General features: G+C 51.1%; 24 protein-coding genes and 1 riboswitch. Of the genes, 22 read left to right on the forward strand and 2 right to left on the reverse strand.

The window, feature by feature from the left end:
* The first annotated feature begins 9 nt into the window (after positions 1-9).
* From mraY to H1S01_RS01915, 15 genes are all read left to right on the forward strand, one after another.
* On the forward strand, positions 10-975 hold the full coding sequence (gene mraY, locus H1S01_RS01845; protein WP_188038409.1) for a phospho-N-acetylmuramoyl-pentapeptide-transferase: 966 nt from the start codon (positions 10-12) through the stop codon (positions 973-975).
* Positions 976-1,026: 51 nt separating this feature from the next.
* Positions 1,027-2,403, forward strand: coding sequence for a UDP-N-acetylmuramoyl-L-alanine--D-glutamate ligase (gene murD / locus H1S01_RS01850; protein ID WP_188038410.1), 1,377 nt, complete (start codon positions 1,027-1,029; stop codon positions 2,401-2,403).
* A 72-nt stretch (positions 2,404-2,475) separates the two neighbouring features.
* Complete coding sequence (gene ftsW, locus H1S01_RS01855) at positions 2,476-3,573, forward strand: putative lipid II flippase FtsW (protein ID WP_188038411.1); 1,098 nt, start codon at positions 2,476-2,478, stop codon at positions 3,571-3,573.
* Positions 3,574-3,875: 302 nt separating this feature from the next.
* On the forward strand, positions 3,876-5,015 hold the full coding sequence (gene murG / locus H1S01_RS01860; RefSeq protein ID WP_188038412.1) for an undecaprenyldiphospho-muramoylpentapeptide beta-N-acetylglucosaminyltransferase: 1,140 nt from the start codon (positions 3,876-3,878) through the stop codon (positions 5,013-5,015).
* A gap of 145 nt (positions 5,016-5,160) precedes the next feature.
* Positions 5,161-6,546, forward strand: coding sequence for a UDP-N-acetylmuramate--L-alanine ligase (gene murC, locus H1S01_RS01865; RefSeq protein ID WP_188038413.1), 1,386 nt, complete (start codon positions 5,161-5,163; stop codon positions 6,544-6,546).
* A 36-nt stretch (positions 6,547-6,582) separates the two neighbouring features.
* Positions 6,583-7,545, forward strand: a complete 963-nt coding sequence (murB, locus tag H1S01_RS01870) for a UDP-N-acetylmuramate dehydrogenase (RefSeq protein WP_188038414.1) — start codon at positions 6,583-6,585, stop codon at positions 7,543-7,545.
* The gene (gene murA / locus H1S01_RS01875; RefSeq protein WP_188038415.1) at positions 7,517-8,779 is read left to right on the forward strand and encodes a UDP-N-acetylglucosamine 1-carboxyvinyltransferase; all 1,263 of its coding nucleotides are present in this window, start codon (positions 7,517-7,519) and stop codon (positions 8,777-8,779) included. Before murB ends, murA begins: the two co-directional genes overlap by 29 nt.
* Before the next feature lie 125 nt (positions 8,780-8,904).
* Positions 8,905-9,693 (forward strand): cell division protein FtsQ/DivIB, encoded by a 789-nt coding sequence (locus H1S01_RS01880; RefSeq protein WP_188038416.1) that lies wholly within the window; start codon positions 8,905-8,907, stop codon positions 9,691-9,693.
* Between the two features lie 178 nt (positions 9,694-9,871).
* Complete coding sequence (gene ftsZ / locus H1S01_RS01885; protein WP_188038417.1) at positions 9,872-11,026, forward strand: cell division protein FtsZ; 1,155 nt, start codon at positions 9,872-9,874, stop codon at positions 11,024-11,026.
* Positions 11,027-11,185: 159 nt separating this feature from the next.
* Positions 11,186-12,004 (forward strand): sigma-E processing peptidase SpoIIGA, encoded by an 819-nt coding sequence (locus H1S01_RS01890; RefSeq protein ID WP_188038418.1) that lies wholly within the window; start codon positions 11,186-11,188, stop codon positions 12,002-12,004.
* 60 nt (positions 12,005-12,064) lie between these two features.
* Positions 12,065-12,772, forward strand: coding sequence for an RNA polymerase sporulation sigma factor SigE (sigE, locus tag H1S01_RS01895; protein WP_188038606.1), 708 nt, complete (start codon positions 12,065-12,067; stop codon positions 12,770-12,772).
* A gap of 79 nt (positions 12,773-12,851) precedes the next feature.
* Positions 12,852-13,625 (forward strand): RNA polymerase sporulation sigma factor SigG, encoded by a 774-nt coding sequence (gene sigG / locus H1S01_RS01900; RefSeq protein ID WP_170291535.1) that lies wholly within the window; start codon positions 12,852-12,854, stop codon positions 13,623-13,625.
* Positions 13,626-13,760: 135 nt separating this feature from the next.
* Positions 13,761-14,021 (forward strand): YlmC/YmxH family sporulation protein, encoded by a 261-nt coding sequence (locus tag H1S01_RS01905; protein WP_170291536.1) that lies wholly within the window; start codon positions 13,761-13,763, stop codon positions 14,019-14,021.
* 302 nt (positions 14,022-14,323) lie between these two features.
* Positions 14,324-14,782 carry a transcriptional regulator NrdR gene (gene nrdR / locus H1S01_RS01910; RefSeq protein ID WP_188038419.1) on the forward strand — a complete coding sequence of 153 codons (459 nt, stop codon included), beginning with the start codon at positions 14,324-14,326 and terminating at the stop codon, positions 14,780-14,782.
* 201 nt (positions 14,783-14,983) lie between these two features.
* On the forward strand, positions 14,984-17,113 hold the full coding sequence (locus H1S01_RS01915; protein ID WP_188038420.1) for an anaerobic ribonucleoside triphosphate reductase: 2,130 nt from the start codon (positions 14,984-14,986) through the stop codon (positions 17,111-17,113).
* Positions 17,114-17,186: 73 nt separating this feature from the next.
* On the opposite strand, the gene H1S01_RS01920 is transcribed toward H1S01_RS01915, so the two are convergent.
* Positions 17,187-17,858 (reverse strand): DUF4397 domain-containing protein, encoded by a 672-nt coding sequence (locus H1S01_RS01920; protein WP_188038421.1) that lies wholly within the window; start codon positions 17,856-17,858, stop codon positions 17,187-17,189.
* A 148-nt stretch (positions 17,859-18,006) separates the two neighbouring features.
* Here H1S01_RS01920 and H1S01_RS01925 point away from each other — a divergent pair, with 148 nt between their 5' ends.
* Entirely contained in the window at positions 18,007-18,516 is a 510-nt protein-coding gene (locus tag H1S01_RS01925) for a ferritin-like domain-containing protein (protein ID WP_341479006.1), read from the forward strand.
* Positions 18,517-18,556: 40 nt separating this feature from the next.
* Here H1S01_RS01925 and recQ read toward each other — a convergent pair whose 3' ends face one another.
* Positions 18,557-20,695, reverse strand: a complete 2,139-nt coding sequence (gene recQ / locus H1S01_RS01930; RefSeq protein WP_188038422.1) for a DNA helicase RecQ — start codon at positions 20,693-20,695, stop codon at positions 18,557-18,559.
* 200 nt (positions 20,696-20,895) lie between these two features.
* On the opposite strand from recQ, the gene H1S01_RS01935 reads away from it, so the two are divergent.
* The 6 genes from H1S01_RS01935 (at position 20,896) to nrdG (ending at position 26,269) form a co-directional block, all read left to right on the forward strand.
* Positions 20,896-21,546 (forward strand): histidine phosphatase family protein, encoded by a 651-nt coding sequence (locus H1S01_RS01935; protein WP_188038423.1) that lies wholly within the window; start codon positions 20,896-20,898, stop codon positions 21,544-21,546.
* A 137-nt stretch (positions 21,547-21,683) separates the two neighbouring features.
* Positions 21,684-21,854: riboswitch (cobalamin riboswitch) on the forward strand.
* Positions 21,855-22,219: 365 nt separating this feature from the next.
* Positions 22,220-23,224 (forward strand): ABC transporter substrate-binding protein, encoded by a 1,005-nt coding sequence (locus H1S01_RS01940; protein WP_341479007.1) that lies wholly within the window; start codon positions 22,220-22,222, stop codon positions 23,222-23,224.
* Positions 23,221-24,078, forward strand: a complete 858-nt coding sequence (locus H1S01_RS01945; RefSeq protein ID WP_188038424.1) for an ABC transporter ATP-binding protein — start codon at positions 23,221-23,223, stop codon at positions 24,076-24,078. Before H1S01_RS01940 ends, H1S01_RS01945 begins: the two co-directional genes overlap by 4 nt.
* Entirely contained in the window at positions 24,068-24,826 is a 759-nt protein-coding gene (locus tag H1S01_RS01950) for an ABC transporter permease (protein WP_188038425.1), read from the forward strand. The genes H1S01_RS01945 and H1S01_RS01950 overlap by 11 nt, the downstream gene beginning before the upstream one ends.
* Positions 24,827-24,925: 99 nt before the next feature.
* Positions 24,926-25,612: a zinc metallopeptidase gene (locus H1S01_RS01955; protein ID WP_155474686.1), complete on the forward strand. Its 687-nt coding sequence runs from the start codon at positions 24,926-24,928 to the stop codon at positions 25,610-25,612.
* 153 nt (positions 25,613-25,765) lie between these two features.
* Entirely contained in the window at positions 25,766-26,269 is a 504-nt protein-coding gene (gene nrdG, locus H1S01_RS01960; RefSeq protein ID WP_188038426.1) for an anaerobic ribonucleoside-triphosphate reductase activating protein, read from the forward strand.
* The last annotated feature ends 73 nt before the right edge of the window (positions 26,270-26,342 follow it).

Genomic DNA, 26,342 nt, shown 5'->3' on the forward strand with positions numbered 1-26,342 from the left:
AAGAGAACAATGCAATCCATGATTATCGCTTTTATCATTGCCGCTTCTATCGGTTTGATTACAGGCCCATGGCTGATACCGGTTTTGCGGCGGCTCAAGCTCGGCCAGAGCATTCGGGAGGAAGGACCGAAAGCTCACCAGAGCAAGGCAGGAACACCGACGATGGGCGGAATTCTGTTTTTGATCGCTATCCCCATCGCTGCCCTCGTGACAGCTGGCCTAAACGGCATCGTTGGCGTTCTCCTGTTGGGGACGTTAGGCTTTGGACTTATCGGATTTCTTGACGATTTTATTAAAGTAGTAAAAAAGCGAAACCTGGGTCTAAAAGCACGGGAAAAATTCATCGCTCAGGTGTTTGTGACGGTTGTTTTGATTTACGCCATCGTCCACGGTCTCGACCGAGGCACAGCTATTTATCTTCCTGGCTGGAACACCTGGTGGGATGCCGGGTTTTTGTACTATATCCTTGCTTTTATCGTCGTTACGGGTACGACAAACGCTGTAAACCTGGCGGACGGCCTCGACGGATTGGCTGCGGGAATGACCTTCTGGGTAGCTCTCGCCTACGCGGTTCTCGCTTCCGCAGAAATTCAACCGCTGACGGCAATTTTTGCGGCGGCTTTGGCAGGCGGTTGTATCGGTTTTTTGTTCTTCAACCGTCATCCTGCTCGTATGTTTATGGGAGATACGGGCTCACTGGCCCTGGGCGGTGCGATTGCTACGTTGGCGATGCTCACCCGATCAGAGCTCATCCTGCCGGTTATGGGTGCCGTCTTTGTTGCCGAGACCCTCTCGGTCATTTTACAAGTAGCTTCTTTTAAAATGACAGGGAAACGGATCTTTCGCATGAGCCCTCTCCATCACCATTTTGAACTGGGCGGTTGGCGGGAGGAAACGGTCGTTTACTCCTTCTGGGCAGCTCAACTGGTGGCTGCTTCTATCGGTACTATGTTAGCCTTCAATATTCGTTTCTAAAGACCCACAAGTTTGGAACACCCGGAGCTTTTTTACGGGAAGTAGAAAGGGATGACTCTGTTGACGAATCGCTGGCAAGACGGACGCAAGGTTCTGGTGGTCGGAGCCGGTAAGAGCGGAATCGCTGCTGCGAGGACCTTAGCTCGCCTAGGTGCTGCCGTCACACTCTGTGATACGAAAGCAACATCGGACATAGCCTGCCGGGATGAATTGACTGCCGCAGGGGTAAAGGTCCATGGAGGCGGTTATCCGTCCATTACTGACGAAGGATTTCAAGAAGTCTTGATGAGCCCTGGCGTACCCTTGACGGTTCCTCCGGCGCGAGAAGCCGCAGAAAAGGGAATTCCCATCACCGGTGAGTTGGAGATCGCCTACTTGCTTTCTCAAGCGCCCTTCATCGCCATCACCGGCACAAATGGCAAGACAACGACGACGTCTCTCATCGGGGCAATTTTAACTGAGGCTTGTTGGAATCCTTTCATAGGAGGAAACATCGGTCAGCCTTTGGTGGAGGAGTCACAGCACCTTTCCGCTGATCGTTGGGTCGTTGCCGAAGTGTCATCTTTTCAGTTGGAGACGACCGAAAAATTTCGACCTCGTGTCGCTATGATCTTGAATATCACGCCTGATCACCTCGATCGCCATGGTTCCATGGAAAATTACCGGGCCATTAAAGCGCGTATATTTATGAACCAACAGGCGAGCGACCTTACCGTCTTGAATGCAGACGACCCGCTGGTATCTTCGCTTGGCGAACAAAGCCGAGGTAAGGTTCTCTACTTCAGTCGCCAGCAAAAAGTAGATGCAGGTACCTATTGTCAAGACGGGATGATTTGGTATGCCGGTGACGATGGACACCAACCTGTCCTGGCTATCGACGAACTGCAAATCAAGGGAAAACATAATGTCGAAAACGCCCTCGCCGCCCTGGCTGGAACGATCGGACTGGGGATCGATCCTGCCGTAGCCGCGAGAGCCGCCCGGAACTTTCAGCCGGTAGAACATCGCATGGAACCGGCCGGTGTAGTGAACGGCGTCGAATACATCAATGATTCCAAAGGCACGAACCCCGATGCTTCCATCAAAGCTATCGAGTCTTATGACAAACCGATTGTCCTCATCGCTGGAGGGAAGAACAAAGGCAGCGACTTCCGTGAATTGGCCTTGCTTATCAAGGAACGGGTAAAGGCTGTTGTCCTCGTGGGCCAAGCAGCACCTATCCTCGAAGAGGCGCTCCGTTCCAGCGGGTACGAACAGTTTACACGGGTTCAAACCTTTGCAGAGACCGTAACAGAAGCCTCCAAGCTGGCCCAACCGGGTGATGTGGTCCTGCTGAGTCCGGCTTGCGCGAGTTTGGATATGTTTCCAAACTATGAAGAGCGGGGAAGGGTATTCAAAGAATTAGTCCGTCAACTGCAAGCCGGTTAAACTTACCCATTTCCAGCCACGGCAATGAACAACCCGTGGCAATAGGATGAATGAGGTCGAGGGGGGAGGATCTTGCGACTCAAACCAAGAGCACCTGATTTCACCATTTTCTTGGCCGTCATTCTATTGTTGACCTTTGGAATCGTCATGGTCATGAGCGCCAGTTCGGTCAAGGCTGCCTACTATTACAATGATCCCTTCTATTTCTTTAAGCGCCAGTTCATGTGGGCCCTCGTCGGTATCGCTGTGATGATCGCAGCCATGCGTTTTGACTACCGAAAACTGGCCCGATTCAGCAAACCTTTTCTTATGGTCAGTCTTTTCCTGCTGGTGGCCCTTTTCATTCCTGGTGTCGGTAAAAATATCATGGGTGCCACTCGTTGGCTGAATCTCGGCCCGGCATCCTTTCAACCGTCCGAATTAGTCAAGCTGGCCGGCGTGATCTACTTCGCCCACAACATATCGAAAGAGTCCCATAAGTTAGCTGACTTTAAAAAAGGCCTGCTACCCTACCTGGCCATCATGGGTGTCATCGGCTTGTTGATCTTGGCACAGCCGGATTTGGGGACAGCCATGGCTGTCTGCGGGACCCTCTTTTTTATGCTCTATGTGGGAGGGGCAAAAAAGCAACATATTCTTGGGCTGGGCGCCCTCGGTATCGTACTGATTGCTCTGGCAGCCATCTTGGAACCGTACCGGATGCGTCGGATTACAGGTTTTATCGATCCTTGGGCCGATCCGGTCGGAACAGGCTTCCAAACGCTGCAATCCCTTTTTGCCCTTGGTTCGGGAGGACTCTTCGGCGCCGGATTAGGCCAAAGTAAACAAAAATACTTTTACCTGCCAGAGCAGCACACGGACTTTATTTTCGCTATCCTCGGCGAAGAACTCGGCATGATCGGTGCCGTTTGTGTCATTTTGCTCTTTTTCGTCCTCGTCTGGCGCGGTATCCGAGTGTCCGTAGCGTGTCCAGACGCTTTCGGCAGCATCTTGGCTATGGGGCTGACGGTGCAGGTGGCTTTGCAGGCCATCATCAACATGGGCGTCGTCAGCGGATTACTGCCGGTTACGGGAATAACCCTTCCTTTCTTATCTTATGGTGGCTCCTCACTGGTCTTCACATTGTCAGGGATCGGGTTGCTTTTGAGCATCTCTAGGTTCAATAGATGAGAAATAATATGATGATTACGCTAATTACAAGATAATTGCACTTGAAGGAGAATTCTGGGGTGTAATGACGGAGTGAGCGTTGTGGGCGAAGCGGCGGCGTGAGCGAAAATTGCGAAGCGGGTAAGTGCGCCACGGTTCACATGCAGAAAAACCCAGAGGTTTGGCGCGCCCGCGAAGCAATCGAGCGAACAGCCGCGGAGCCCTTAGCGAACGGAGTCATTACACCCCGATTTACCATTGTGTATTAATCACTAAGTGGAGGCTTCTGTTCCTAAAAATGATGGCTGAAAAGGGTGGCAAGCATGGGCGGTCTGATACGGAAAAAGCGCAAATTTGTACTCACCGGCGGAGGGACGGGAGGACATATTTATCCGGCTCTGGCGATCGCCCGGGGACTGCAGGAACGATTCCCCGGTTGTTCGATTGAGTACATAGGAGGCAAACGGGGTCTTGAAAACACCATCGTTCCTCGAGAGGGATTTCCCTTAAAGACCGTTCATTGCCGTGGATTGGAGCGGGGCCTGAGCCTAAAAAACCTGGCAGCCATCGGTGACACGGGACGGGGGTTGTTGGAAGCGCTGTTTTTTTTGCGTCGCCTGAAGCCAGATGCGGTGATCGGCACCGGTGGTTTTGTCGCTTTTCCCGTCGTCATGGCTGCTACCCTGCTCGGCATCCCAACATTGATCCATGAGCAAAACGCCTACCCTGGTGTGACCAACCGCATCTTGGCCCCCCGGGTGGGCTCTGTTATGCTCACATTTCCAGAAGCCCAAAAACGTCTCAAAGCAAATGACATCATTGTAACAGGCCTGCCTGTTCGGCCTAACATTCTTTCAGCCCGGCGGGAAGAAGGAAGGAAGTTCTTTCAAATCCCCTTAGAGGCTCAGGTGCTGCTCGTTGTTGGTGGAAGCCGCGGTGCCAAGCGGTTGAATGAAGCGATGGCCCCATTAGCTCGAAATTTAGCCGGACAAGATCGTTACCAGGTCTTGCATGTAACTGGTGAAAGCAATTATGATGAGACAAGGCGTCTCTATGAGGATGCTGGAATAGCTCTGGAGAAATGTGGCAATATTAAATTACTGCCATACTTGGACCGAATGGATTACGCCCTGGCTGCCAGCGACCTCTGTGTCGGTCGCGCCGGAGCGGCCTTTATCTCGGAAATCACCGCTAGAGGATTGGCATCGATTTTGATCCCTTATCCCTATGCAGCGGAAAATCATCAAGAAGCGAACGCCCGCAGTCTTGAATCCATTGGGGCGACCAAGGTGATTCTGGATCGAGAAGTGACGAGCGAACAGCTTCAGGAGATGGTCTTGCACTTATTCAGCCACCGCCAGCAGTTAGAGGCGATGGCCCAAGCGGCCCGCAGTGCCGGCAGACCGGAGGCGTTGGCCCATATCTTATCTGAAATCGAACGGGTGATGAAGTCTCGGCATTGATACCGGGACTTCTTATTCCCGACTTGTTAAGACAAGCTCAGGAGCACGTTGGGACACTATGCATACTATGTAGCAGTCCCAACCGGGCATCGGATGCAGCAAGAGTCGAAAACAGTACTTCCCGGGAAAGGAGTTGACAGTTTCGGTGTTAGCGAAGGGAACATGGGTGCACTTTATCGGCATCGGCGGAACCGGAATGAGCGGTCTGGCCAAGGTGATGCTTGAGCAGGGGTATAAAGTCAGCGGATCCGATTTGGCCGATACGGCGGTTACCCGTCGGTTGACCGCTCAAGGGGCGATGGTCTACAACGGTCATCGAGAAGAGAATTTGGATCAAGGCGTTGAGGTGGTCGTCGTCTCGACGGCTGTCCGGGAGAACAACCCGGAACTATGCCTGGCCAAAAAGCGAGGATTAGTCGTCCTGCACAGGGCCGATCTGCTGGCTCAGTTGATGAATTTGAAAAAAGGCATTGCAGTCGCTGGAGCTCATGGAAAAACGACGACCAGTGCTATGATCGGTTTGATGTTGGAACAAAACGATCTCGACCCGGCCATCCTCGTGGGCGGCGAAATCCGAGAGATCGACGGGAATGCCAAATGGGGCAAGGGAGAATACTTGGCTGCTGAAGCAGATGAGAGTGACGGCTCCTTTTTAAAACTCTCTCCTTGGATGGCTGTGATCACCAACATTGAAGATGATCACCTGGATCATTACGAATCGATCGATGCGATCATCAAAGCCTTCTATGCTTTTACCGAGCGGGTCTCCAAAACAGGTTTCTTGGTATTATGTAACGATGATCCCCGTCTTCAAGAGATGGCCTGTGCAAAATTAGGGCCGAAGGTGGTTACCTACGGAGTAAAGCAACGGGCCGACTACCGGGCCGTAAACCTTTCTTTAACCCCGGAGGGTTCCGAAGCGGATATTTACCGGGGTGAAACTTTGTTAGGACGTCTGCGCCTAGCCGTTCCGGGGGAACACAACATCAGTAACGCTTTAGCCGCTTTCGTGTGTGCTGACTTGATCGGCCTGCCTGTTCAGGGCACCTTAGCCGCTCTTGCCCGTTTTAGCGGTGCCGGCCGTCGGTTCCAACTGACTGGAATCGTTAACGACATTTCCATTGTCGATGACTATGCCCACCATCCTACCGAGGTAAAGGCTACCTTAGCTGCGGCCCGGCAGAGAGAACCGAAACGATTGATTGCGATTTTTCAACCACACCGGTTTACACGTACGCGCGATCAGTATCAAGAGTTCGGCAAATCCTTCGATGAGGCTGATTTGGTCATCATCAATGAAATCTACCCTGCCGGTGAACCAGCCATTCCCGGCGTGTCGGCGAGATTGATTGTGGACGCCTATGAAACCCACTGTGGAAAAAAAGCGATTTATTTTGCGGAAAAAGAAGCGATCATAAACTACCTTCTGGATGAAGCGAAACCCGGCGATCTGGCGATCACCATGGGCGCTGGGAACATATGGACAGTAGGGACAGAGCTTTTATCCAGATTGAAAGAAAAACAATCCTGATAGATAATTTCTCGTGAAAATGGCAGGTGGGGAACGATGGGGGACATAGGGGGTTATTCCGACAGAGTCGACCGGATCACCTGCGGTTTTCGGGGAAAGTGCAAAGTCAATGAGCCCATGTCTCTCCATACTACCTGGCGCATCGGCGGACCGGCCGATCTGTTTGCTGTACCTGCTGATGAAGATGATGCAGCTCTTTTAATCGGTAACTGCAATCAAAACCAAGTACCCTGGACGGTCGTCGGCTTGGGGTCTAACCTGCTGATTGCCGACAAAGGCATTCGCGGTGTTGTCATTCATCTTGGGAAAGAGTTTAGCCAGCGAATACGAGAGGGGAACCAGGTCATCGTTGGGGCTGGATGCTCTTTGCCTGGTCTCGCTCGTTTTGCCGCCCGTGAAGGGTTGCAAGGTCTTGCTTTTGCAGTCGGCATCCCCGCATCGGTCGGTGGTGCCGTCATCATGAATGCAGGCGCTCACGGCGGTTCTATCAGCGATGTGCTGCGATGGATCGATATCCTGGATGCACAAGGCTGCAAGAGGCGCTTAAGCCGGGAAGAGATGAACTACAGTTACCGTCATTCTCGGTTGCAGCATGAAAAAGCCTTGGTGCTTCGCGCATGTATGGATCTCCGTCCCGGTTCGACTGAAGAAACAGAAGCATTTATGGATACGATTCTAGCCAAGCGAAAAGCGACTCAACCCCTGGAGTGGCCTAACGCTGGCAGCGTCTTTCTAAATCCGCCGGCTGATTCGGCCGGCAGACTGATTGAAAAAGCAGGCATGAAGGGCCTTGCCATCGGCGGTGCGCAAGTATCACCGAAGCATGCCAACTTCATCATCAATACCGGTGAGGCTACGGCAAAAGACGTATTGGCATTGATCGAAGCCGTTAAAGAAAAAGTGCGGGTCACCTGCGGAATTGAACTGAACTCAGAAGTACGTGTCATCGGTGAATCAGGGGGGCAGGTTGATGATAGGGGAACCAAGGATTCGCATTAAGGGGGGAATCCCTCTCACCGGAACAGTACGGATTAGCGGTGCAAAAAATGCCGTACTGCCCATTTTGGCAGCTTCTTTAATGTCTTCAGGCTGCTGTCGGATCAAAGATGTACCGCAATTGACCGACGTCGATGTGATGTTGGAACTGTTGTCAGTTCTCGGAGCGAAAGTCCAGTGGGAAGGGGAGCGCTTAAGCATCGACGCGTCAAAAGCGGATACGGTGGAAATATCGGCCGATTTGATGCGTCGCATGCGCGCTTCCAATCTTGTATTGGGACCACTGCTTACCCGTTTTCGCAAGGTTCGTCTCTTCCACCCCGGAGGCTGTTCGATTGGCAGCCGGCCCATGGAATTGCATCTGCGGGGACTGCAGAAGATGGGTGCTCGCTACGCAGAAAAGCACGGTTACTTCGAGGTAGAGACCGATCACTTGGAAGGTACTGAAATCCATCTTGATTTTCCCAGTGTTGGAGCGACGGAAAACTTGATGATGGCTGCTTGCTTGGCTAAGGGAACCACGGTGATCCGAAATGCGGCCAAAGAGCCGGAAATTGTGGACCTACAAAACTTCCTCAACTCCATGGGCGCCAGAGTGCGCGGTGCCGGTTTGGATATAGTTCGCATCGACGGTGTTGAAAAATTAGGTGGCTGTTCCCATCAAGTGATTCCGGACCGCATCGAGGCGGGCACTTTCATGGTGGCCGCCGCCATCACTGACGGCGATATCACTTTGACGAACGTCATTCCCGAACACCTGGAGCCGATCACGGCGAAGCTGCGGGAGACTGGTGCAACCGTAAAGGAAGAGGGAGACACGATCCGAGTGGTAGCAGCAAAAACCAGCCAATCGGTAGACATCAAAACGATGCCTTACCCCGGCTTCCCGACGGATATGCAGCCGCAAATGATGGCGCTCATGGCTGTTAGTGAGGGAACGAGCGTCATCTCTGAATCCATCTTTGAGAATCGATTTAAGCATGTTGACGAATTGCGGCGCATGGGTGCCAATATTCGTCAAGAAGGACGGCTCAGCATCGTCAAAGGGGTTCATCGTTTGAGCGGTGCTGTCGTGGAATGTACCGATCTGCGAGCAGGAGCCGCCTTAATTCTGGCAGGGCTCTCCGCTGAAAACGGTACAACCGTCGAAAAAATCTATCACATTGACCGAGGCTATGAGAATTTGGTGCAGAAGATGGCTTTCCTAGGGGCCAACATTATCCGAGAAGAACCATAAGGGGATTGAGCCCTGTGTGAAAACTCGGGGCTTTTTTACATTTTAGGCCTATAGACCTTTTACAGTTGAATAAATAGCTGCTATAATAAATATATGGCAGTTTTTCCCACGAAGGGGGCTGAATAATGCGCCGGGGACGCGCCAGCGTGCTCCTTTTCTTTTTTGGTTCACTGTTGTTGCTGGCCGCTTATTATTTTTTACATTCTCCATACTTTGGCGTCTCCCAGGTTAATGTGCAGGGTATCAGCCTCATCAATCAAGAGGAAATCGTCAAGCTCTCCGGGATTCATTCGGGAGAGAACATTTGGCGCCTTGATACCCAACGTATCAAGCAACAGCTCTTGTTTCATCCGCAAGTGGAGACCGTAGAAATTGATCGGCAGTGGCCTTCGACTGTTCTCATCGAGATCAAAGAGCGAAAACCGATCGCTGTGGTCGGACAAGCTGGATCTTTTATACTCATCGATCAGCAGGGAATATTTTTACGCAAGGTGGAAAGCCTTTACGGTATACCTTTGCCGATCATTACGGGCGTCCAGGTGCCACTAAACGCTGGTCCCGGTCAACCGATTGATGCCGAAGGTTTACCAGTGGCTTTGAAAGTGTGTACAGAGCTGACTTCGTCGGTTTTGGCCCGCGTTGGAGAGATTCATGTATCAGCCGGTCATCGCTTGGTCCTCTACACAGAGGAAGGTCTGGAGGTTCGTTTTGGGACTGCCGAGGACATTTCCGCCAAGGGGGATATGCTCACGGAAATGTTGAAGCAGTTAACGAACAACGGCGGTTCGGAAAAGATACAGTATATCGATATTTCTTCTCCTAAAGCACCTGTAGTAAAACCGCGAGAGACCAACGAAACGAAAAAAGAACCTTTGCGGAATCCTTACCAACCTCGTTCGAATAAACGTCAGTAGTGCAAAAACAAGTACATAATAAATATAAAAAAGTAGTCGACAGAGAGAGGAAAATTAAGGTTTTTCGCGAAGATATAGCGACAACAACGTAAAAAGCATATAAAATAATGCCATAACGTACATAAGATTATCTTTTTCGTATCAGATATCAAGCCAGCTTATAAAGGAGGTTCTCCGTGTGTTCGAGCTAGACGTAGATCTGAATCCGCTGGCAGTGATTCGGGTCGTTGGTGTAGGCGGAGGCGGCAATAATGCAGTGAATCGCATGATCTCCCACGGGGTACGTGGTGTACAGTTTATATCTGTCAACACGGATGCCCAAGCGTTGCATCTTTCCAGAGCGGAGACAAAGATGCAGGTCGGTACGAAACTGACTAAAGGGCTTGGCGCCGGAGCCAATCCAGACATCGGCAAGAAGGCAGCGGAAGAAAGCCGGGAAGATCTGCTGAACGCCTTAAAAGGAGCCGACATGGTTTTCGTGACGGCTGGCATGGGGGGCGGCACAGGAACTGGAGCTGCACCGGTCGTCGCTGAGGTGGCCAAAGAACTGGGTGCCCTTACGGTTGGTGTTGTAACCCGGCCCTTCACCTTTGAGGGACGCAAACGGGCGATGCAGGCGGAGAGAGGAATTCAGGAACTCAGAGCAGCTGTCGATACGTTGATCGTCATCCCGAACGACCGGCTCCTGCAGGTTGTGGACAAACATACTCCCATGAATGAAGCCTTCCGGCTGGCTGACGACATCTTGCGTCAAGGTGTACAGGGCATATCAGACCTCATTGCTGTTCCCGGTTTGATCAACCTGGACTTTGCTGATGTAAAGACGATCATGACCGATACGGGATCGGCTCTGATGGGTGTCGGTGTCGCTTCCGGTGAACATCGTGCTGTTGATGCAGTGAAGAAGGCCATCTCCAGCCCCTTGTTGGAGACGTCTATTGAGGGTGCCAAAGGTGTTCTGATGAACATCACCGGCGGTGTCAATTTAGGCATGCTGGAAGTCAACGAAGCTGCCGAGATTGTCACCGAAGTGGCCGACCCAGAAGCCAACATCATCTTTGGCGCTGTCATTGACGAATCGATGGAAGACGAAGTACGGGTCACCGTGATTGCTACAGGATTCGATCAACGACATGCCCAACCGGTTCCACAACCGGTGACGAGAGTGGTATCTCCTGGAATACCGTCGGGTTTTGCTCCTTCGGCTGGAACAAAGGAAAAATTTGTTCAACCTCAACCGGTGGTAACTCCCCAACCGACCATGGAAGTCAAGCCGGTTCCCCTTGTGGACGACATAGATATTCCCGTCTTTTTGCGGAAATACAAAGGATAACTGAAAAAATCGAGAAATTATGAAACCCTACAGCCCCAGGCTGCAGGGTTTTATTTTTTTTACATTTCCTTCATTTAGCGCAGGAACTGACAAATTTTGTAAATTAAATTCGGTATAATTATTCCTGTAAACGGAATGGCACATCGGTGGTGAACCAGTTTGGGCGAAAGCCTGATTATCTATTGGGATATTTTATGGATCATCAACTTTATGATGGACGCCATCCTGCTGAGCATAACCGGCGCTGTACTGCGATTACCGATCCGGCCTCTACGGTTGGCTTTGGCAGCCTTCCTCGGGGCCACCCTTTCTTTAGCTTTTCTTTGGTATAGTGCCGGAATCGTGCTCACCTGGGTGATGAAATTGCTTCTGGGCGGCCTGATGGTCAAAACGGCCTTTTCGTTACAGGGGTGGAGGAAGACCCTTCAGGCCTGGTCGATCTTCTACCTCAGCGCCTGGGTTGCCGGAGGGATCCTCTACTCGTTGGCGCCTTCAGAGACAGGGATAGGAACCTTTTGGTTTCTTTTGCTGCTGGCAGCAGCCTTGACAGCAGCAGGGATGCTCCTCTGGCGGCAAGCCCGCCAAAAAGGTGCCTGGCAGGCTGAATTAACTGTCCACATGCCCGGTGGAGTATCAACCATACGGGCGCTCATTGACAGCGGCAATCGGCTCGTAGACCCCCTCACTGGAGCACCAGTCATCGTCGTCGAACAAGACAGCCTGGATCCGTTCCTTCCGGACGGATGGAAAGAGAACTCCATCGCCAGTGAATCTCCCCTAAGCCCTCGCTTTATCCCCTACAAATCCATAGGCAATCCCGACGGACTGATATTAGGGTTCCGCCCGTTGCGGGTGGAGCTGCGTTCCGCCGAGGGACGAAAGATGGAGTGTACCGGTGCGCTCATCGGTATTACCCGGCAAAAACTTGATCCGTCCGGTCAATATAGGGCCCTGGTGCCTGATGCCTGGGGATGGTGATTCCAAAGGAGGATGTCAAGCGTGAACAAATCTGCTGTAACCAGTATATCGCCAAAGGCGGTGAAAAATTACTTCCAATCAGAATTTTACAATCTTTTGCGCCGGTTTAACCTCATTCCTGAGGTCCACTACATCGGTTCCAGCGAGACCTTGCCGCCGCCCTTAAGCAATGATGAAGAACATCATCTTTTAGACGCTCTAGAGAGAGGCGATCTGACGGTCAAGTCGATTCTGATCGAGCGCAATCTCCGCCTTGTCGTCTATATCGCCCGTAAATTCGAAAACACCGGTGTGGGCATAGAAGATCTCGTCTCCATCGGTACTATCGGTCTCATCAAAGCGGTGAACACCTTTGATCCCTTAAAAAAGATCAAGCTGGCCACCTATGCCTCCCGGTGCATTGAAAATGAAATTCTCATGTACTTGCGGCGCAACAATAAAACCCGCTCGGAAGTGTCCTTTGACGAGCCTTTGAACATCGATTGGGATGGCAACGAATTGCTCTTGTCCGATGTCCTCGGCACGGAAAATGACATCATCTATAAATCGATCGAAGAAGAAGTGGACCGGAAACTCCTGCAGGCGGCCATGAGTAAACTAAGCACACGGGAACGGCGCATCGTCGAATTGCGGTTCGGTCTGCGCGACAGCCGGGAAAAGACGCAGAAAGAAGTGGCCGACATGCTCGGCATCTCCCAGTCTTACATATCACGGTTAGAGAAACGGATCATCAAGCGCTTGCGCAAAGAAATGAATCGGATGGAATAAGTTCCTGACGGCGGTATAAGGCAAAAAGGCCGGGTAATACTAGAGGGTGTAATGAATGCCGCCGTCGGGAGGGTTGCCCATGATGGTCAACAAGGTGGAAATCTGCGGCGTGAACACCTCTAAGTTGCCCGTGCTCACCAATGCAGAAATGAGAACCTTGTTTCAGGCCATGCAGTCAGGGGAAACGCATGCCCGGGAAAAGTTAATTAGTGGCAATTTGCGATTAGTATTAAGTGTCATCCAACGCTTCACCAATCGCGGTGAATACGTGGATGACCTTTTTCAAGTCGGATGCATCGGACTGATGAAAGCCATTGATAACTTTGACCTTAGCCAGAACGTAAAATTCTCCACCTATGCCGTACCGATGATCATCGGTGAAATTCGCCGCTACCTGCGGGACAACAACCCAATTCGGGTCAGCCGTTCCTTGCGGGATATCGCCTACAAAGCCCTCCAGATTCGTGATCAACTGGTCAACCAACTGTCTCGGGAACCTTCTGTATCAGAGATTGCTGATGCGCTCGGTTTTCCCCGGGAAGATGTGGTCTTTGCCCTCGATGCGATTCAGGAGCCTATCTCGCTCTTCGAACCGATCTACCATGACGGAGGAGATCCCATCTTTGTCATGGATCAGATCGGCGATGAGAAAAACCAGGACACCCAGTGGCTCGAAGGCATTGCCGTCCGGGAAGCTTTGCGGCGATTGAACGACCGGGAGAAGCTCATCCTTACGTTGCGATTCTTCGAAGGCAAGACGCAGATGGAGGTGGCCGACGAGATCGGCATCTCCCAAGCCCAGGTGTCACGACTGGAGAAGGCTGCTTTGACCCATATGCGCAAACATGTTTAACAAAAAAAGATTTAACAAAAGAGAGATTTAACGAAGACAGGCCATAAATAAATATGTCTGGTTTTTGGTGGAAATGAAGTCACGGTTCAGCCACTTTCCTCATAATATGTAGCAGCAAGAGGGAGGTGGCAGACTGTGATTAAGATTTCGGACTTGCGCTTGCGTGATATCGTCAACGTCGCTGATGGGCGCCGGCTAGGGATGATCAAGGATATCGACATCGATCCGGAGATGGGGAAGGTAAAGGCGATCGTACTACCGGGACAAGGAAGAATGAACTTCTTCAGTCGGGGAGACGACCTGGTTGTTCCCTGGGACCGGATCCGAAAAATCGGCGTTGATGTTATCCTGGTCGATGTGAGCAATTTTAGCGAATCGAATATGGACTTCGGATGATCGGTAAATCAAGGAAAGCGTCAAAAACGAAAAGAGAAGCTAAATCAAATAAATGTAAAATATCATTGGGTATCGTAGAAGGTACCCGTTTTTTTTATGGATTTCAAGCCTTGCTGATTCTGTCGGAGAGAGATAGAATTACAGTTGTCTTTCTGGCGAGGGGCCTTTATGCCTACTTTTTGCACGAAAAAACGAGACGAATGTCCCAGGAGATTTGGAAAAATGCTCCTTGACCGTCACAGATATAGGGGTTTATAATAAAACCGCTCCTAGATCTAGTGTCGGATAGGAGGAAAAAGTCGATGCGGTGTATCTATTGTGGTCATTCGGAGTCCAAAGTTTTAGAAACTCGCAGTCTCGAAGAAGGCCGTGTCATTCGCCGTCGACGGGAGTGCATGGACTGCAGCCGCCGTTTCACTACCCTTGAGCGTGTCGAAGAGACGCCCTTAGTGGTTCGCAAGAAAGACGGTTCCTTAGAGACGTTTGATCGCAATAAACTTCTCTCGGGCCTGCTAAGAGCTTGCGAAAAGCGGTCGATCCCCTTACATACGTTGGAAGAACTCGTCTCTGCCATCGAACGGGATCTGCGCAGCCAATCGGAACGGGAAGTGCCCAGCCAACAGATCGGCGAGCTGGTTATGCAGCGGCTGCGGAGTATCGACGAAGTGGCCTATGTTCGTTTTGCCTCGGTCTACCGTCAGTTTACAGATGTGGGCCGTTTTTTGGAGGAATTGGAGACTCTCCTGCATCAGAAGCGGTAGCGATCGACGACAGATCCAATTCATCAGAGTTTTTGTGGGAAGGTTCCCTTGATACTGATTTTTAATACATAGGTTATAAAACAGCTTGTGAAAGCAATCCAAGACGGATAGGGGCATGTTCTGTCCTTTTTAATAAATAATCACACTGTGTTAATAGTAAAAAACATTGCCGCAACTAGGGCAATGGAGGAGGAGTACCGATTGTTCAGTAAGATTCGGAAACGGGACGGACGGGTAACCGAATTCCACGAATCAAAAATCACCGATGCCATCTTCAAGGCGGCTCACGCCGTTGGGGGAGAAGATCGGCAGTTGGCCATGGAACTGACATTGCAGGTCCTCAAGGCTTTAAAGAGCAAGTACAACGGCAATATCTTCTCCGTCGAAGATGTACAAGATATGGTAGAAAAGGTGCTCATCGAAAGCGGACATGCTCGGACGGCGAAAGCCTATATCCTCTACCGAAATCAGCGAAATCGCATCCGCGACGGAAAATCGGATCTCATGGACACGGTGAGCGAAATCCTAAAAGAGACGAACCGGGAAAACGCCAACGTCTCGAACAGCCCTTCGGCAAAAGTTCTCCAGATCTCTGAAATCGCTTCAGTCAACTATTATTTAAACCGGGTTATCCCTGAAGATGAATCCGCGGCCCACCGCGATGGTGATATCTATATCCATGATTTGGCTTGGTATGGAAAAACCCTCACCTGCCTGCAAATCCCTCTAGGACAGCTGTTGAGTGAAGGCTTTGATAACGGCCATGGCTACATCCGCTCGCCCAAGAGTGTCAAGACGGCTGCTGCCCTGGCTGCGATCATCCTTCAATCCAATCAAAACGATATGCACGGCGGACAGTCCTTCGCGTATTTCGACCGTGACATGGCGCCCTATGTGCAGGCCGAGTACGTACGGCAGGAGAGGGATCTTCGGCAAGCGATAAAGGCCTTGGCTGTGGAGGCCGATGAGGACAAGCTCTCTAAATTGATCATGGAACGGGTCGAAAGCGAGACCTATCAGGCCATGGAGGGCTTCATCTACAACCTGAACACCATGCACAGCCGGGCCGGCGCGCAAGTTCCCTTTTCGTCGATCAACTTCGGCACCGATACGTCTTGGCAGGGGCGATTGATCACCAAATCCTTTCTGATGGCTTATGAAAAAGGCTTAGGCAAAGGGGAGGCGCCTATCTTCCCGAACGTTTGCTTCAAGATCAAAAAAGGTATCAACTACGAACCGGGCGATCGCAACTACGACCTTTTCCAGCTATCGATGAAGGTAGCCTGTAAACGCCTTTTCCCCAACTTTGCCTTCCAAGACGCCTCTTTCAACAAGGACTATAACGAGCAAGGCCAAGAAGTGGCATACATGGGCTGCCGGACCCGGGTCATGGCCAACCTCAACGGTCCTGAAGTGACCGACGGTCGTGGCAACCTATCCTTTACCAGCATCAACCTGCCTCGGTTAGGGCTGCGTGCGCAAGGAGACATGAAGGAATTCTGGAAGCTGCTTGACGAGACGATCGATCTTGTCATTCAACAGCTGCTTACCCGCTATGACGTGCAGAAAAACTTAAAAGTAAAGGATTTTCCCTTCCTCATGGGACAGAAGCTCTATTTAGACAGTGAAAAGCTTGGCTGGAACGATAAAATCGAGCCTGTCATCAAGCACGGCACCCTATCGATGGGCTTCATCGGACTCGCCGAATGCCTCATCACCTTGATCGGCAAGCACCACGGCGAATCGAAAGCTGCTCAGGAACTCGGCCTCGAGATTGTGAAGCACATGCGCCAGCGGATGGATGAAGCAGGGGATGAAAACGGACTGAATTTTTCCTTATTGGCTACACCGGCCGAAGGCTTGTCAGGGAAATTTACCAAAAAGGATCGGGAACGCTTCGGCATCGTCGAAAGAGTTACCAACCGTGATTGGTATACTAATTCCTTTCATGTACCTGTGGACTATAAAATCAATGCCTTTGAAAAAATCGCTATCGAAGGCCCCTATCACCAATATACCAATGCCGGACATATCTCTTATGTGGAACTTCCATCAGCGCCGGAACACAACTTGCAGGCTTTTGAAGCGATTATTAAAGCCATGTATGAGGCCGACATGGGCTACGCTGCCGTCAACTTCCCCGTAGATATCTGCAAACGCTGCGGCTACAACGGCGTCATTCCGGAAGATTCCTGCCCCAAGTGTGACAGCGGTGCCATCTCCCGGGTCCGGAGGATCACCGGCTACCTGTCCACCCTCGACCATTTCAACGATGCCAAGAAGGCCGAAGAGTCGAACCGGACGAAGCACGAGTTTTTATTGAGAGAATAGAAATTGAATAAAGGAAAAAGCACCCAAGAGGCCTTGCGCGAAATGGGTGCTTTTTTCTTTGCCGATAAATTCTTTACCGGGTAAAGCGGCATACCGGTAAGTAGGCATTGCCATCTAGTGGGATGAGCACCTGCAAAGGAGGCTGACCTCCAGACAAGCCGATGGCGTAGACCGAGAGAATTCGATTCGCCGCTATACGTACATTCGGTACGGTCAATACAACTTGATTGGTCCCGGCTGGTCGAGCTTCTAAGGTATACAGGCCCGGCTGGACGGGGATGTAGTCGGTTACTTGCGTATAACTCACGTTCCGGAACAGTTGGACCCCTGTCGAGGTGGCGATGTCCACCGCCGGCGTGTTGGGGGAGAGGTGGACAAAACGGACATAGGATTGGCCAAAGCCCCTGGCGATACAAGGATCAGCGATGGGAAGCAAGCGAAGATTGGGCAGCGTTCCGATCGCCGCGGCGGTGTAGATAGTTCCCGCCGGGATGGAAAGGGTCGCATCGATGACAGGGCTGGTCCGGGAACCTGCGGGAAAAACTACGATTCGATAGCGGCCCGGGAAGAGGGGTAGGTACTGCGTAAATTGCCGGTAGGTCAAGTTACGGACGATGAGAACATTATTGGCATAGACATCTACTGCAGGGGCACCAGGGGCTGCATGGAGAATACGGACAAACGACTGCCCGTCTACAGAAGCATGGTAATCACTGTCTAAAGGGTAAAAGAAATCGTCATGCATCCAACGGTCATCCTTTCCCAATGCGAACTCGTTTCCTGTAGCATCCATATGCTGCGAACGGGCAAAGAGTGAGAGCAGGAAGATGTAAGAAGTGACGCACCGAGATAGGGGCGGTGCATAATCTACTCAAAAAAGAGGAGTTGAGACGGTGAACTCGTCATACCTCAAGTCACCATACCCGGGCTACCCCTATACCACCTACAAGTACTATCCCACTTTTATGTATGTCCCTGTATACGCCTACCCTGAAGCGTTGCAGATCATCATCCAATCGGTCAGTGCAGAAAAAGAAGATGAGTTGTTTTACAACTATCTGCTCAATGCAGCACCACAAGATCAAAAAGAGATTGTGGCATCTATCCGAGATGATGAATTAAAGCATTTCAAGATGCTGCGTCAGATATACTGGGAGGTGACCGGCCAAGATATACCGCAGACGACTGAGGTATCCTTCGAAGAACCGAAGAGTTTCTGTGAAGGCATTAAAAAGGCTCTCTTCGGAGAACTAGCGGCGGTAGAACGGTATCGAAAAGCGCTGAACGGTTTCGAATTCCTCCCCTATCGGAACATGATCACAGAGATTTACACGGATGAACTGAAACATGGGTCTAAATGGAACTTTCTATATACGTTGAATTGCCTATCGGGCCAGCGATAAAAAAAGAAACCTGTGACGGTTTTGTCACAGGAGTCGATCGTTACGAAAAGGTAGTCAATATTTTTTCGCACAATATACGATTATAATCTTTATCCTCTTGAAGGAGGATTTTTTTTATTTCCGATAATACGGAGGTACATCTTGATTCTAACACAGCTTTTAATGCATATTGACGGACCTGAGGTTCTTCCGCATGTAGGCAGGGGATAATATTAGCAACAATATGAGGGTCTTTTAATTTGGCGGCGGCAGAACAGGCTCTTCGGCGTACTTCATAATCGGGATGAGAAAAGAGGGGAATCAATGATTCTCGATCGTTTCCAGTATGACCGATGGTCAAAACAGCTTCCCGCAAGGTCTTTATATCGTTAACGGTATTATCTTTCGGTTCAACCGGGTTTTCGTTCTTTGTACCGGAAAGATAGTCGCGAATCTCGGCAAGAAAAGTCTCGCCATACTGATTGAGCTTGCGTTCGCCGATACCGCTGATTGAAAGCAGCGATTGTCGATCGGTCGGGCAACGCTCACTCATCTCCCGCAGGGTACTGTCGGGGAAGACGATGTAGGGGGGAATACCGGCTTTATCGGCGATAGACTTGCGCAAGCGGCGCAGACGCTCGAATAGGGTCGAATCGGCTTGAAGCTTACGGGTGCGCTTGCGGGTTTTCTGGAAGACTTGCTCCTGCCCTTTCAGTACGGGGATAGCTTTATCTAAAAGACGGACGACGGGAAACTGGCCTTCCGTCACATAGAGGTATCCCTCTGACACGAGGATGTTGATCATATCGGTAATCTCTTTTTGTTTATACTCTTTCATCAACCCGTACGTGGACAAGCGGTGAAATCCGAACTGGTCCACTTTTTTGTTTTTAGAGCCTTTTAACACTTCCGCCACGGTGGACATGCCAAAGCGCTCTTGCATGCGTCGGATACAGGAAAAGATTTTCTGAGCCTCTACGGTGATGTCCGTCTCTTCGACAGCGTCGTTACAGGTACTGCAGTTGTTACAGAAGTCGGGACCTTCTTCACCAAAGTAAGCCAGGATATTCTGACGCAGGCAACGCTGGGTATGACAATAATCAATCATGGACTGCAGTTTCCGGTATTCCATGCTTTTTCGTTCCGGTGTCATCTGGCTCTGCTCAATGAGATATTTTTGGATGTGTGTATCTTGGGGGCTGTAGAGCAGAATACACTCGCCTGGCTCGCCGTCTCGACCTGCCCGGCCTGCTTCCTGGTAATAGGACTCCATGTTCTTTGGCATATTGTAATGGATCACGAAACGCACATTGGACTTGTCGATCCCCATGCCGAAGGCGTTGGTAGCGACCATAATCCGGATATTGTCATAGAGAAAAGCATCCTGGCCGCCGGCCCGCTCAAGATCGCTGAGACCGGCATGATACTTACCAGCGGTGATCCCTTTTCGGCGCAAAAACTCATAGAGGTTATCCACTTCTTTACGGGTAGCCGCATAGATGATTCCAGCCCGTTCCTTGTTTTCCCCGATGTACTTCAAGATGAAGTCCTTCTTGTTTTCGCCGCGAACGACTGAGAAGGAGAGATTCTGTCGGTCGAAACCGGTGACATAGAGGTGGGGTTCAATTAAACCTAAGTGTCGTACAATATCGTTGGTCACCAATTCGGTGGCTGTGGCCGTGAAGGCGGCCACGGGGGGACGTTGGGCGAAGTCGGCGATCAGTGAAGCGATCGAGAGGTAACTGGGGCGAAAATCATGACCCCATTGGGAGACGCAGTGGGCCTCATCGACAGCCACTAAGGACACCTTCTGTCGCTGCAACAGGGAACGGAAATAGGATGACTCCAGTCGTTCTGGTGCCACATAGAGCAGCTTATAGGAACCCTGGGCAAGGTGATAAAGGCGAGATTCCTGCTCATGAGCCTCAAGGGAACTGTTGATGTAGGTGGCTGCGATGCCGAGGTTGTTCAAACTGTCTACCTGATCTTTCATCAGCGAGATGAGCGGTGAAATGACCAGCGTCAACCCCGGAGAGAGCAGCGCCGGAATTTGATAACAGATGGATTTTCCACCGCCGGTGGGCATGATGCCGACCGTATCGTATCCAGCCAGCAGACTGCCGATGATTTTTTCTTGGCCTGGGCGAAAGGCAGGATAGCCATAATATTTTTTTAATAATTCACGGGCTTTTGTGAGCACCTTTGTCCACTCCAGAAATATTATATCGAAAAGAAATGTCGTTGATGATCAAGCAATGTGCAGGTTTATTGGTAAAATCGTCGCTAAGATCCTTATGCTATTCGACAAAGAAGGTAAACCTTCCTTCTTTGTCGGTGGAAGAGTATGGAAGAAATCTCTTGACGGCTTCATACACCCATACTAAACTAAAAGTATTTGATATGACGAGGTTGGTCAACCTGAAAATATATTTTATTCGACATGGACAAACCGATGAAAACATAATTCCCTTACAGGCCCGCTTTACGATTGATACGTTCAACAGCATGATGGACTCTTCTCCGTCGTCGATCCGGTTGAATCCAACTGGGATCAAACAAGTGGAGTCGGTAGCTGCACAACTGGTACATATCCCCTTTCAGACCATCGTAGCGAGCCCCTTTCGACGCGCCCAGGAGACGGCGGCCATATTGGCCCGCCGCTGGAACAGGGACGTGGTCACCTTGGACAACCTGGGGGAGATCGTATTGGCCAAGGTGCCTTGGAGCGGGAAAGAAATGGAGATTCCCTTTTGGTTGCTGATTACGATGACGACTTGGCGCCATGTCTGGCCTTGGACTGACGATGAAGAAACCTTGTATCAAGCTTTCGGGCGTGCCCGCGAAGCTTGGGCAGAACTGCTCAACTTGGCAGTGCAGCGGGGGCCCATCGTCGTCGTCTCCCATCTAGGGTTTTTACGGGTTCTTCTTCTTTTCATCCGTACTCGTAAGGGCTGTCAAGTGCTAAAAAAGGATCTTGGCAACGGTGGGATATCTATCGTGCAGGTAGATGATCTGGCCGAGGCGTTACAGATGCCGGATCGGCAAAGGTAAGAATTTGTGTAACTACTCGAGATTGAAACTAATTACGCAATCAAGCGAGATAAATGGATGAAATGAGGTAAAACAATCAATTTTTTGCCTTTACAAGGCAAAAATACTCCGGTAAGATAGCGCTGAAAGCACAACCGCATAAGCTACGGTTACAGGTGCCCGCGAGGGAGAATAGGGAACCGGGTGAGAATCCTGGGCGGTCCCGCCGCTGTATGGTCGAGTTTGTTGCAATGAGCCACTTCGTATGAGGGAAGGCGCTGCAAACGATGAAGCCGAGCCAGAAGACCTGCCTGTACACTGTTCGACATACCCTTCCCGGAAAAGGGTAGTGTCTTTGTGGGATGATGGAAAAGTCCCCAGATCTGAACATGCAGATCTGGGGACTTTTTGCTTTTTAGAAGGAGTGATGAGATTGTGGTACTGACCCAGCGTGAAGCAGCCTGCCGGAACATCACTACACCGGAAATGGTGGAAGCAGCTTGGCGGGAGCAAGTTTACCCCGAGGTGATCCGCCAGGGACTTACCCCATGGCGTACACAGTCAAAGGGGGTCTTTTTACAGAGGGAGGATTTTTACATAGGATTGGACAAAGGGCAGGGGAAGGAGAATGAACACCCTTGTCGAAATACCCTTATTTGTGTTATCAACATCACAAAAAGGAGCGCTGTAATCCATGGGTATGTTCAAATCGAATCAATTTTCCCGCACCTTGCTGATCGCTGGGATGACCGCCCTTTTAGCCGTACAGGCGGTTGCTCTGACCGGTTGCGGTACCAAAACCGACCCAGCTTCACCAGCAAAAACAGAAATTTCCGGACCCGTTAAACTAGGGGTTTTGCCGATCGAAGACAACCTGCCCTTCTATGTGGCCGAACAGGAAGGGATGTTTAAGAACAAAAATATGGATGTGACGCTGGTGCCCTTCGCCTCAGCGCAAGAGCGGGACGCCGCTTTGCAGGCTGGTCAAATTGATGGGGAAGTGGCAGACCTGGTCGCCGTGGGACTCCTGCAAAAGAGCGGTACACCAGTTAAAGTGGCCGCTGTCGGTCTCGGCGTAACGCCCCAGGAAGGCCGTTTCGCTTTGCTGGCGTCGCCTAAATCGGGAATCAATTCGGTAGCGGACTTGAAAAATGTCCCCGTCGCTGTTTCGGAAAACAGCATCATTGAGTTTGTCGACGACCAGTTGTTAAGCGATGCCGGTTTCCATGCTGACGAGATGAAAAAGACGGCCATTCCCAAGATGCCGATTCGCCTACAGATGCTGCTGAGCGATCAGGTGAAAGCAGCTATTCTTCCGGACCCATTGGCTTTTCTCGCTGAGAAGCAAGGGGCCAAGCTGATCGCGGACGATACGAAGAAGAACATCTCCCAGACCGTTCTGCTTTTCCGCCAGGATAGCGTAGAGAAAAAAGGGGAAGCTTTGAAAAAAGTCGTCCAAGTGTATGGTGAAGCCGGGGAGGCCATGACCAAGGAGCCGAATAAGTACCGCTCTTTGGTCGTGGAGAAAGCTAACATCCCGAAAGAGATTCAAGGCAGTTATGCTTTGCCGACCTTTTCCAAACCGGTGCCGCCCACGAAGGAGGAAGTCGCCTCTGTGATCAATTGGATGGTCAGCAAAAAGCTGCTCGATAAGGCATATACCTATGAAGAACTGGTGGATACGACACTCGCGCCATGATCGAACTGACTGATGTTTCCCTCCGCTATGGTGAAACGGCGGAAAGCGTACAGGTGTTGGAACGTTTGTCCCTCACAGTGCCGCCAGGAGAGCGCTGTGTCTTGATCGGCCCCTCTGGATGCGGAAAAAGTTCCTTGCTTCAAGTGTTGGCCGGACTCATCCCTCCTCAAGCGGGAAAGATCAACGTCGGCGGTCAGGCCATCACCGGTCCTCGACAGCAAACTTCCTATATCCTTCAGGATTTCGGTCTTTTTCCTTGGAAGACGGTAGAGGAAAATGTGGCTTTAGGTTTGCGCATCCAAGGGACAGGCCGGTCTGATGCGTTCAGAGCGATTCAGCCGATCCTGTCTCGATTAGGCCTGGCGGGGATGGAGAAGCGTTATCCTCGACAACTGTCAGGCGGACAGCGGCAGCGAGTCGCCGTCGGCCGTGCCTTAGCGACAAAACCGGATCTGTTATTGATGGACGAACCATTCTCAGCGCTAGACGCGCTGACCCGGGAGTCTTTACAGAATTTAATCCTGGAAATAGCCCAGCGCGAAGGGCTCACAGTTCTTCTCGTCACACACAGCATTGAAGAAGCTGCTTTGCTGGGTCAACGCATCTTGATCTTTGATGGGCCTCCATTACGGCTTTTAGACAACATCGAGAATCCTTGTTCGGGCCGCCCCGACTATCGCCGGGATCGTGCCTTTCACGAGACCTGCAATCGCATTCGCGCCGTCCTCGACAAGCTGATCAAAGTTGGTGATCTGCAGCAAAAGAGGCAAAACTTCTGCAATGGGATAGATCTTGGCGAGGACGCTCGAAAAGCTCCGTTTTCGGCAGAGGAGGTCAGCTCTGATGAACCGTAAGCAAGGTTGGCGCGATCTGACCGGCATAACCGGAGCGACCCTATTTCTGCTCGCCATCTGGCAGGTGGGAGCCCTGATGGTGAACAATCCCATGCTGCCTACACCAAGCCGGGCCATTGAAGCTTTTTTCACCGCCCTAGCGGGAAAACTGGCCTTACATCTTTGGGTAAGCACCTACCGGGTGATGGCCAGTATCGTCATATCGGTCCTCGTGGCCGTTCCCTTGGGTCTTTTTTTAGGCCGAAACCGTGCTGTCGACCGGTGGGTGGCGCCCCTCGTTTTTCTCACTTATCCCATCCCGAAAATCGTCTTTCTGCCGATTGTGCTGCTCTTTTTAGGCATCGGTGATAGTTCGAAGATTTTTCTGATCACGCTCATCGTTTCCTATCAAATCCTGGTGACAACTCGAGATGCCGCCAAGTCTGTCCAAGAGGCGGACATCTTGTCACTGCGATCCTTGGGGGGAGGGCAGTGGAACCTCTATCGCCATGTCATCATCCCGGCCTGTATCCCCGACATTTTAACGGCCTTGCGCATTAGCGCCGGAACTACGGTGGCTGTACTCTTCCTCGTTGAATCTTTTGCTACGGCAGAAGGTCTCGGGTACTACATCATGGACGCCTGGAGCCGGGCGGCTTCCGCTGATATGTTTGCCGGGATCATCGCTATGGCACTGTTAGGATTCGCCCTGATCCTTTTGGTGGACGCTGCCGAAACATGGCTATGTGCTTGGAGAAAGGTTGAATAAACCAGTTTTTACCATTTATTATTGACCACTCTAAAGGAATAAGTTAAAATAAATGGCGTGTACCTTTTTCTCCATTGATGTGAAAGGATAGGTGAGCAGATGTTTTTCCATCCCCTGGATTTTATGGTGCTTCCCTTTATGCTCTTGGCCATGTACGCCCAGTACAAGGTATCGAGTACGTTCAGCAAGTACTCGTCGGTTTCAGCGAGGAGCGGAAACACCGGCGCCCAGGTGGCAAGGGGAATTCTTGACGCGAATGGACTGTACGACGTACCGGTCGAGATGGGGCAGGGAATGCTGTCAGACCACTATGACCCTCGTGCGCGGGCAGTTCGCCTGTCGCCGGATGTATACCACGGTAACTCTGTAGCGTCCCTCGGTGTGGCCGCTCACGAAGTGGGTCATGCCATCCAGCATGCGAAAGGTTACGCGCCATTAGCCCTTCGCCATGCCTTTGTGCCTGTAGCGAATCTTGGATCCATGGCTGCGATGCCGCTATTTCTGTTGGGGTTTTTCCTTCACTTTCCTACTCTGATTCTCTTCGGGATCATCTTCTTCAGTGCAGCTGTACTTTTCCAAGTGATTACGTTGCCAGTAGAATTCAACGCCTCCAATCGGGCCATGCAGATGCTTTCTCACTACAACTATGTTGGCCGCGATGAGATGGGCAGTGTCAAAAAAGTCCTTGGCGCGGCGGCGCTCACCTATGTGGCCTCAGCCTTGGTTGCAGTCGCCGAATTGTTTAAATATGTGTTAATTTTCTCCTCGGTCAACCGTGACGAATAATCTGACAGGCCTTTTGAGAAGCCTCCTGCTTTGGCGGGGGGCTTCTCACCGTTTATCCCCTATCCTATAATGAAAATGGCTTCTTTTTGAAGTCGTTCCATAGACTGCTCTTCTGGATTATATTTTTACAAATGTAGGCAGGTGGAATCACCGATGAAACTTCGCATCGCCGGTATCGTTACAGACAGTATCGTTGACGGACCTGGGATCCGGGTGGCTATTTTTGCCCAGGGTTGTTTTCATGCCTGCCCAGGTTGTCACAATCCTCATACCCATGATGCCAATGGGGGTACCGAGATGATTGTAGACGAGATCATGACCGAAATCGGCCAGGCCCGCTACATTCAAGGGGTAACCTTTACGGGCGGTGAGCCCTTTTTACAAGCGAAGGGTTTTGCCGAACTGGCCCGTCGAGTCAAGGCTGCTGACTTACACCTGGTCGTCTATTCGGGGTATACCTTTGAAGGTCTCATCGAAATGGGACGAAAAGAGCCTGAGATTATTCAAATTCTCTCCATGGCCGACTGGCTTGTCGACGGACCCTATAAGGCTGAACAGCGAGACTTGACCCTTCCCTTTCGCGGTTCAAGAAACCAGCGAATATTGTTGAGCGCTCAGTCGCTCGCCTCCGGTCAGGCCATCCAGGCGATCAAGTGATCGCCATGGATTTGCTTGCGTAAACCGAAAAAGTAAAAGGGGAGACCATTTTTTACTTCGATACGAGAAGCGA

Source organism: Heliobacterium chlorum, assembly GCF_014502795.1.
GTDB lineage: Bacteria > Bacillota > Desulfitobacteriia > Heliobacteriales > Heliobacteriaceae > Heliobacterium > Heliobacterium chlorum.

Excerpts from the sequence above, each read along its gene's own strand:
- mraY (WP_188038409.1), top strand. The coding sequence starts at position 10 with ATGCAATCCATGATTATCGCTTTTATCATTGCCGCTTCTATCGGTTTG.
- murD (WP_188038410.1), top strand. The coding sequence starts at position 1,027 with ATGACTCTGTTGACGAATCGCTGGCAAGACGGACGCAAGGTTCTGGTG.
- murG (WP_188038412.1), top strand. The coding sequence starts at position 3,876 with ATGGGCGGTCTGATACGGAAAAAGCGCAAATTTGTACTCACCGGCGGA.
- murB (WP_188038414.1), top strand. The coding sequence starts at position 6,583 with ATGGGGGACATAGGGGGTTATTCCGACAGAGTCGACCGGATCACCTGC.
- murA (WP_188038415.1), top strand. The coding sequence starts at position 7,517 with ATGATAGGGGAACCAAGGATTCGCATTAAGGGGGGAATCCCTCTCACC.
- H1S01_RS01880 (WP_188038416.1), top strand. The coding sequence starts at position 8,905 with ATGCGCCGGGGACGCGCCAGCGTGCTCCTTTTCTTTTTTGGTTCACTG.
- sigG (WP_170291535.1), top strand. The coding sequence starts at position 12,852 with ATGATGGTCAACAAGGTGGAAATCTGCGGCGTGAACACCTCTAAGTTG.
- nrdR (WP_188038419.1), top strand. The coding sequence starts at position 14,324 with ATGCGGTGTATCTATTGTGGTCATTCGGAGTCCAAAGTTTTAGAAACT.
- H1S01_RS01920 (WP_188038421.1), bottom strand. The coding sequence starts at position 17,858 with ATGCATGACGATTTCTTTTACCCTTTAGACAGTGATTACCATGCTTCT.
- H1S01_RS01935 (WP_188038423.1), top strand. The coding sequence starts at position 20,896 with ATGACGAGGTTGGTCAACCTGAAAATATATTTTATTCGACATGGACAA.
- H1S01_RS01940 (WP_341479007.1), top strand. The coding sequence starts at position 22,220 with ATGGGTATGTTCAAATCGAATCAATTTTCCCGCACCTTGCTGATCGCT.
- H1S01_RS01945 (WP_188038424.1), top strand. The coding sequence starts at position 23,221 with ATGATCGAACTGACTGATGTTTCCCTCCGCTATGGTGAAACGGCGGAA.
- H1S01_RS01950 (WP_188038425.1), top strand. The coding sequence starts at position 24,068 with ATGAACCGTAAGCAAGGTTGGCGCGATCTGACCGGCATAACCGGAGCG.
- H1S01_RS01955 (WP_155474686.1), top strand. The coding sequence starts at position 24,926 with ATGTTTTTCCATCCCCTGGATTTTATGGTGCTTCCCTTTATGCTCTTG.
- nrdG (WP_188038426.1), top strand. The coding sequence starts at position 25,766 with ATGAAACTTCGCATCGCCGGTATCGTTACAGACAGTATCGTTGACGGA.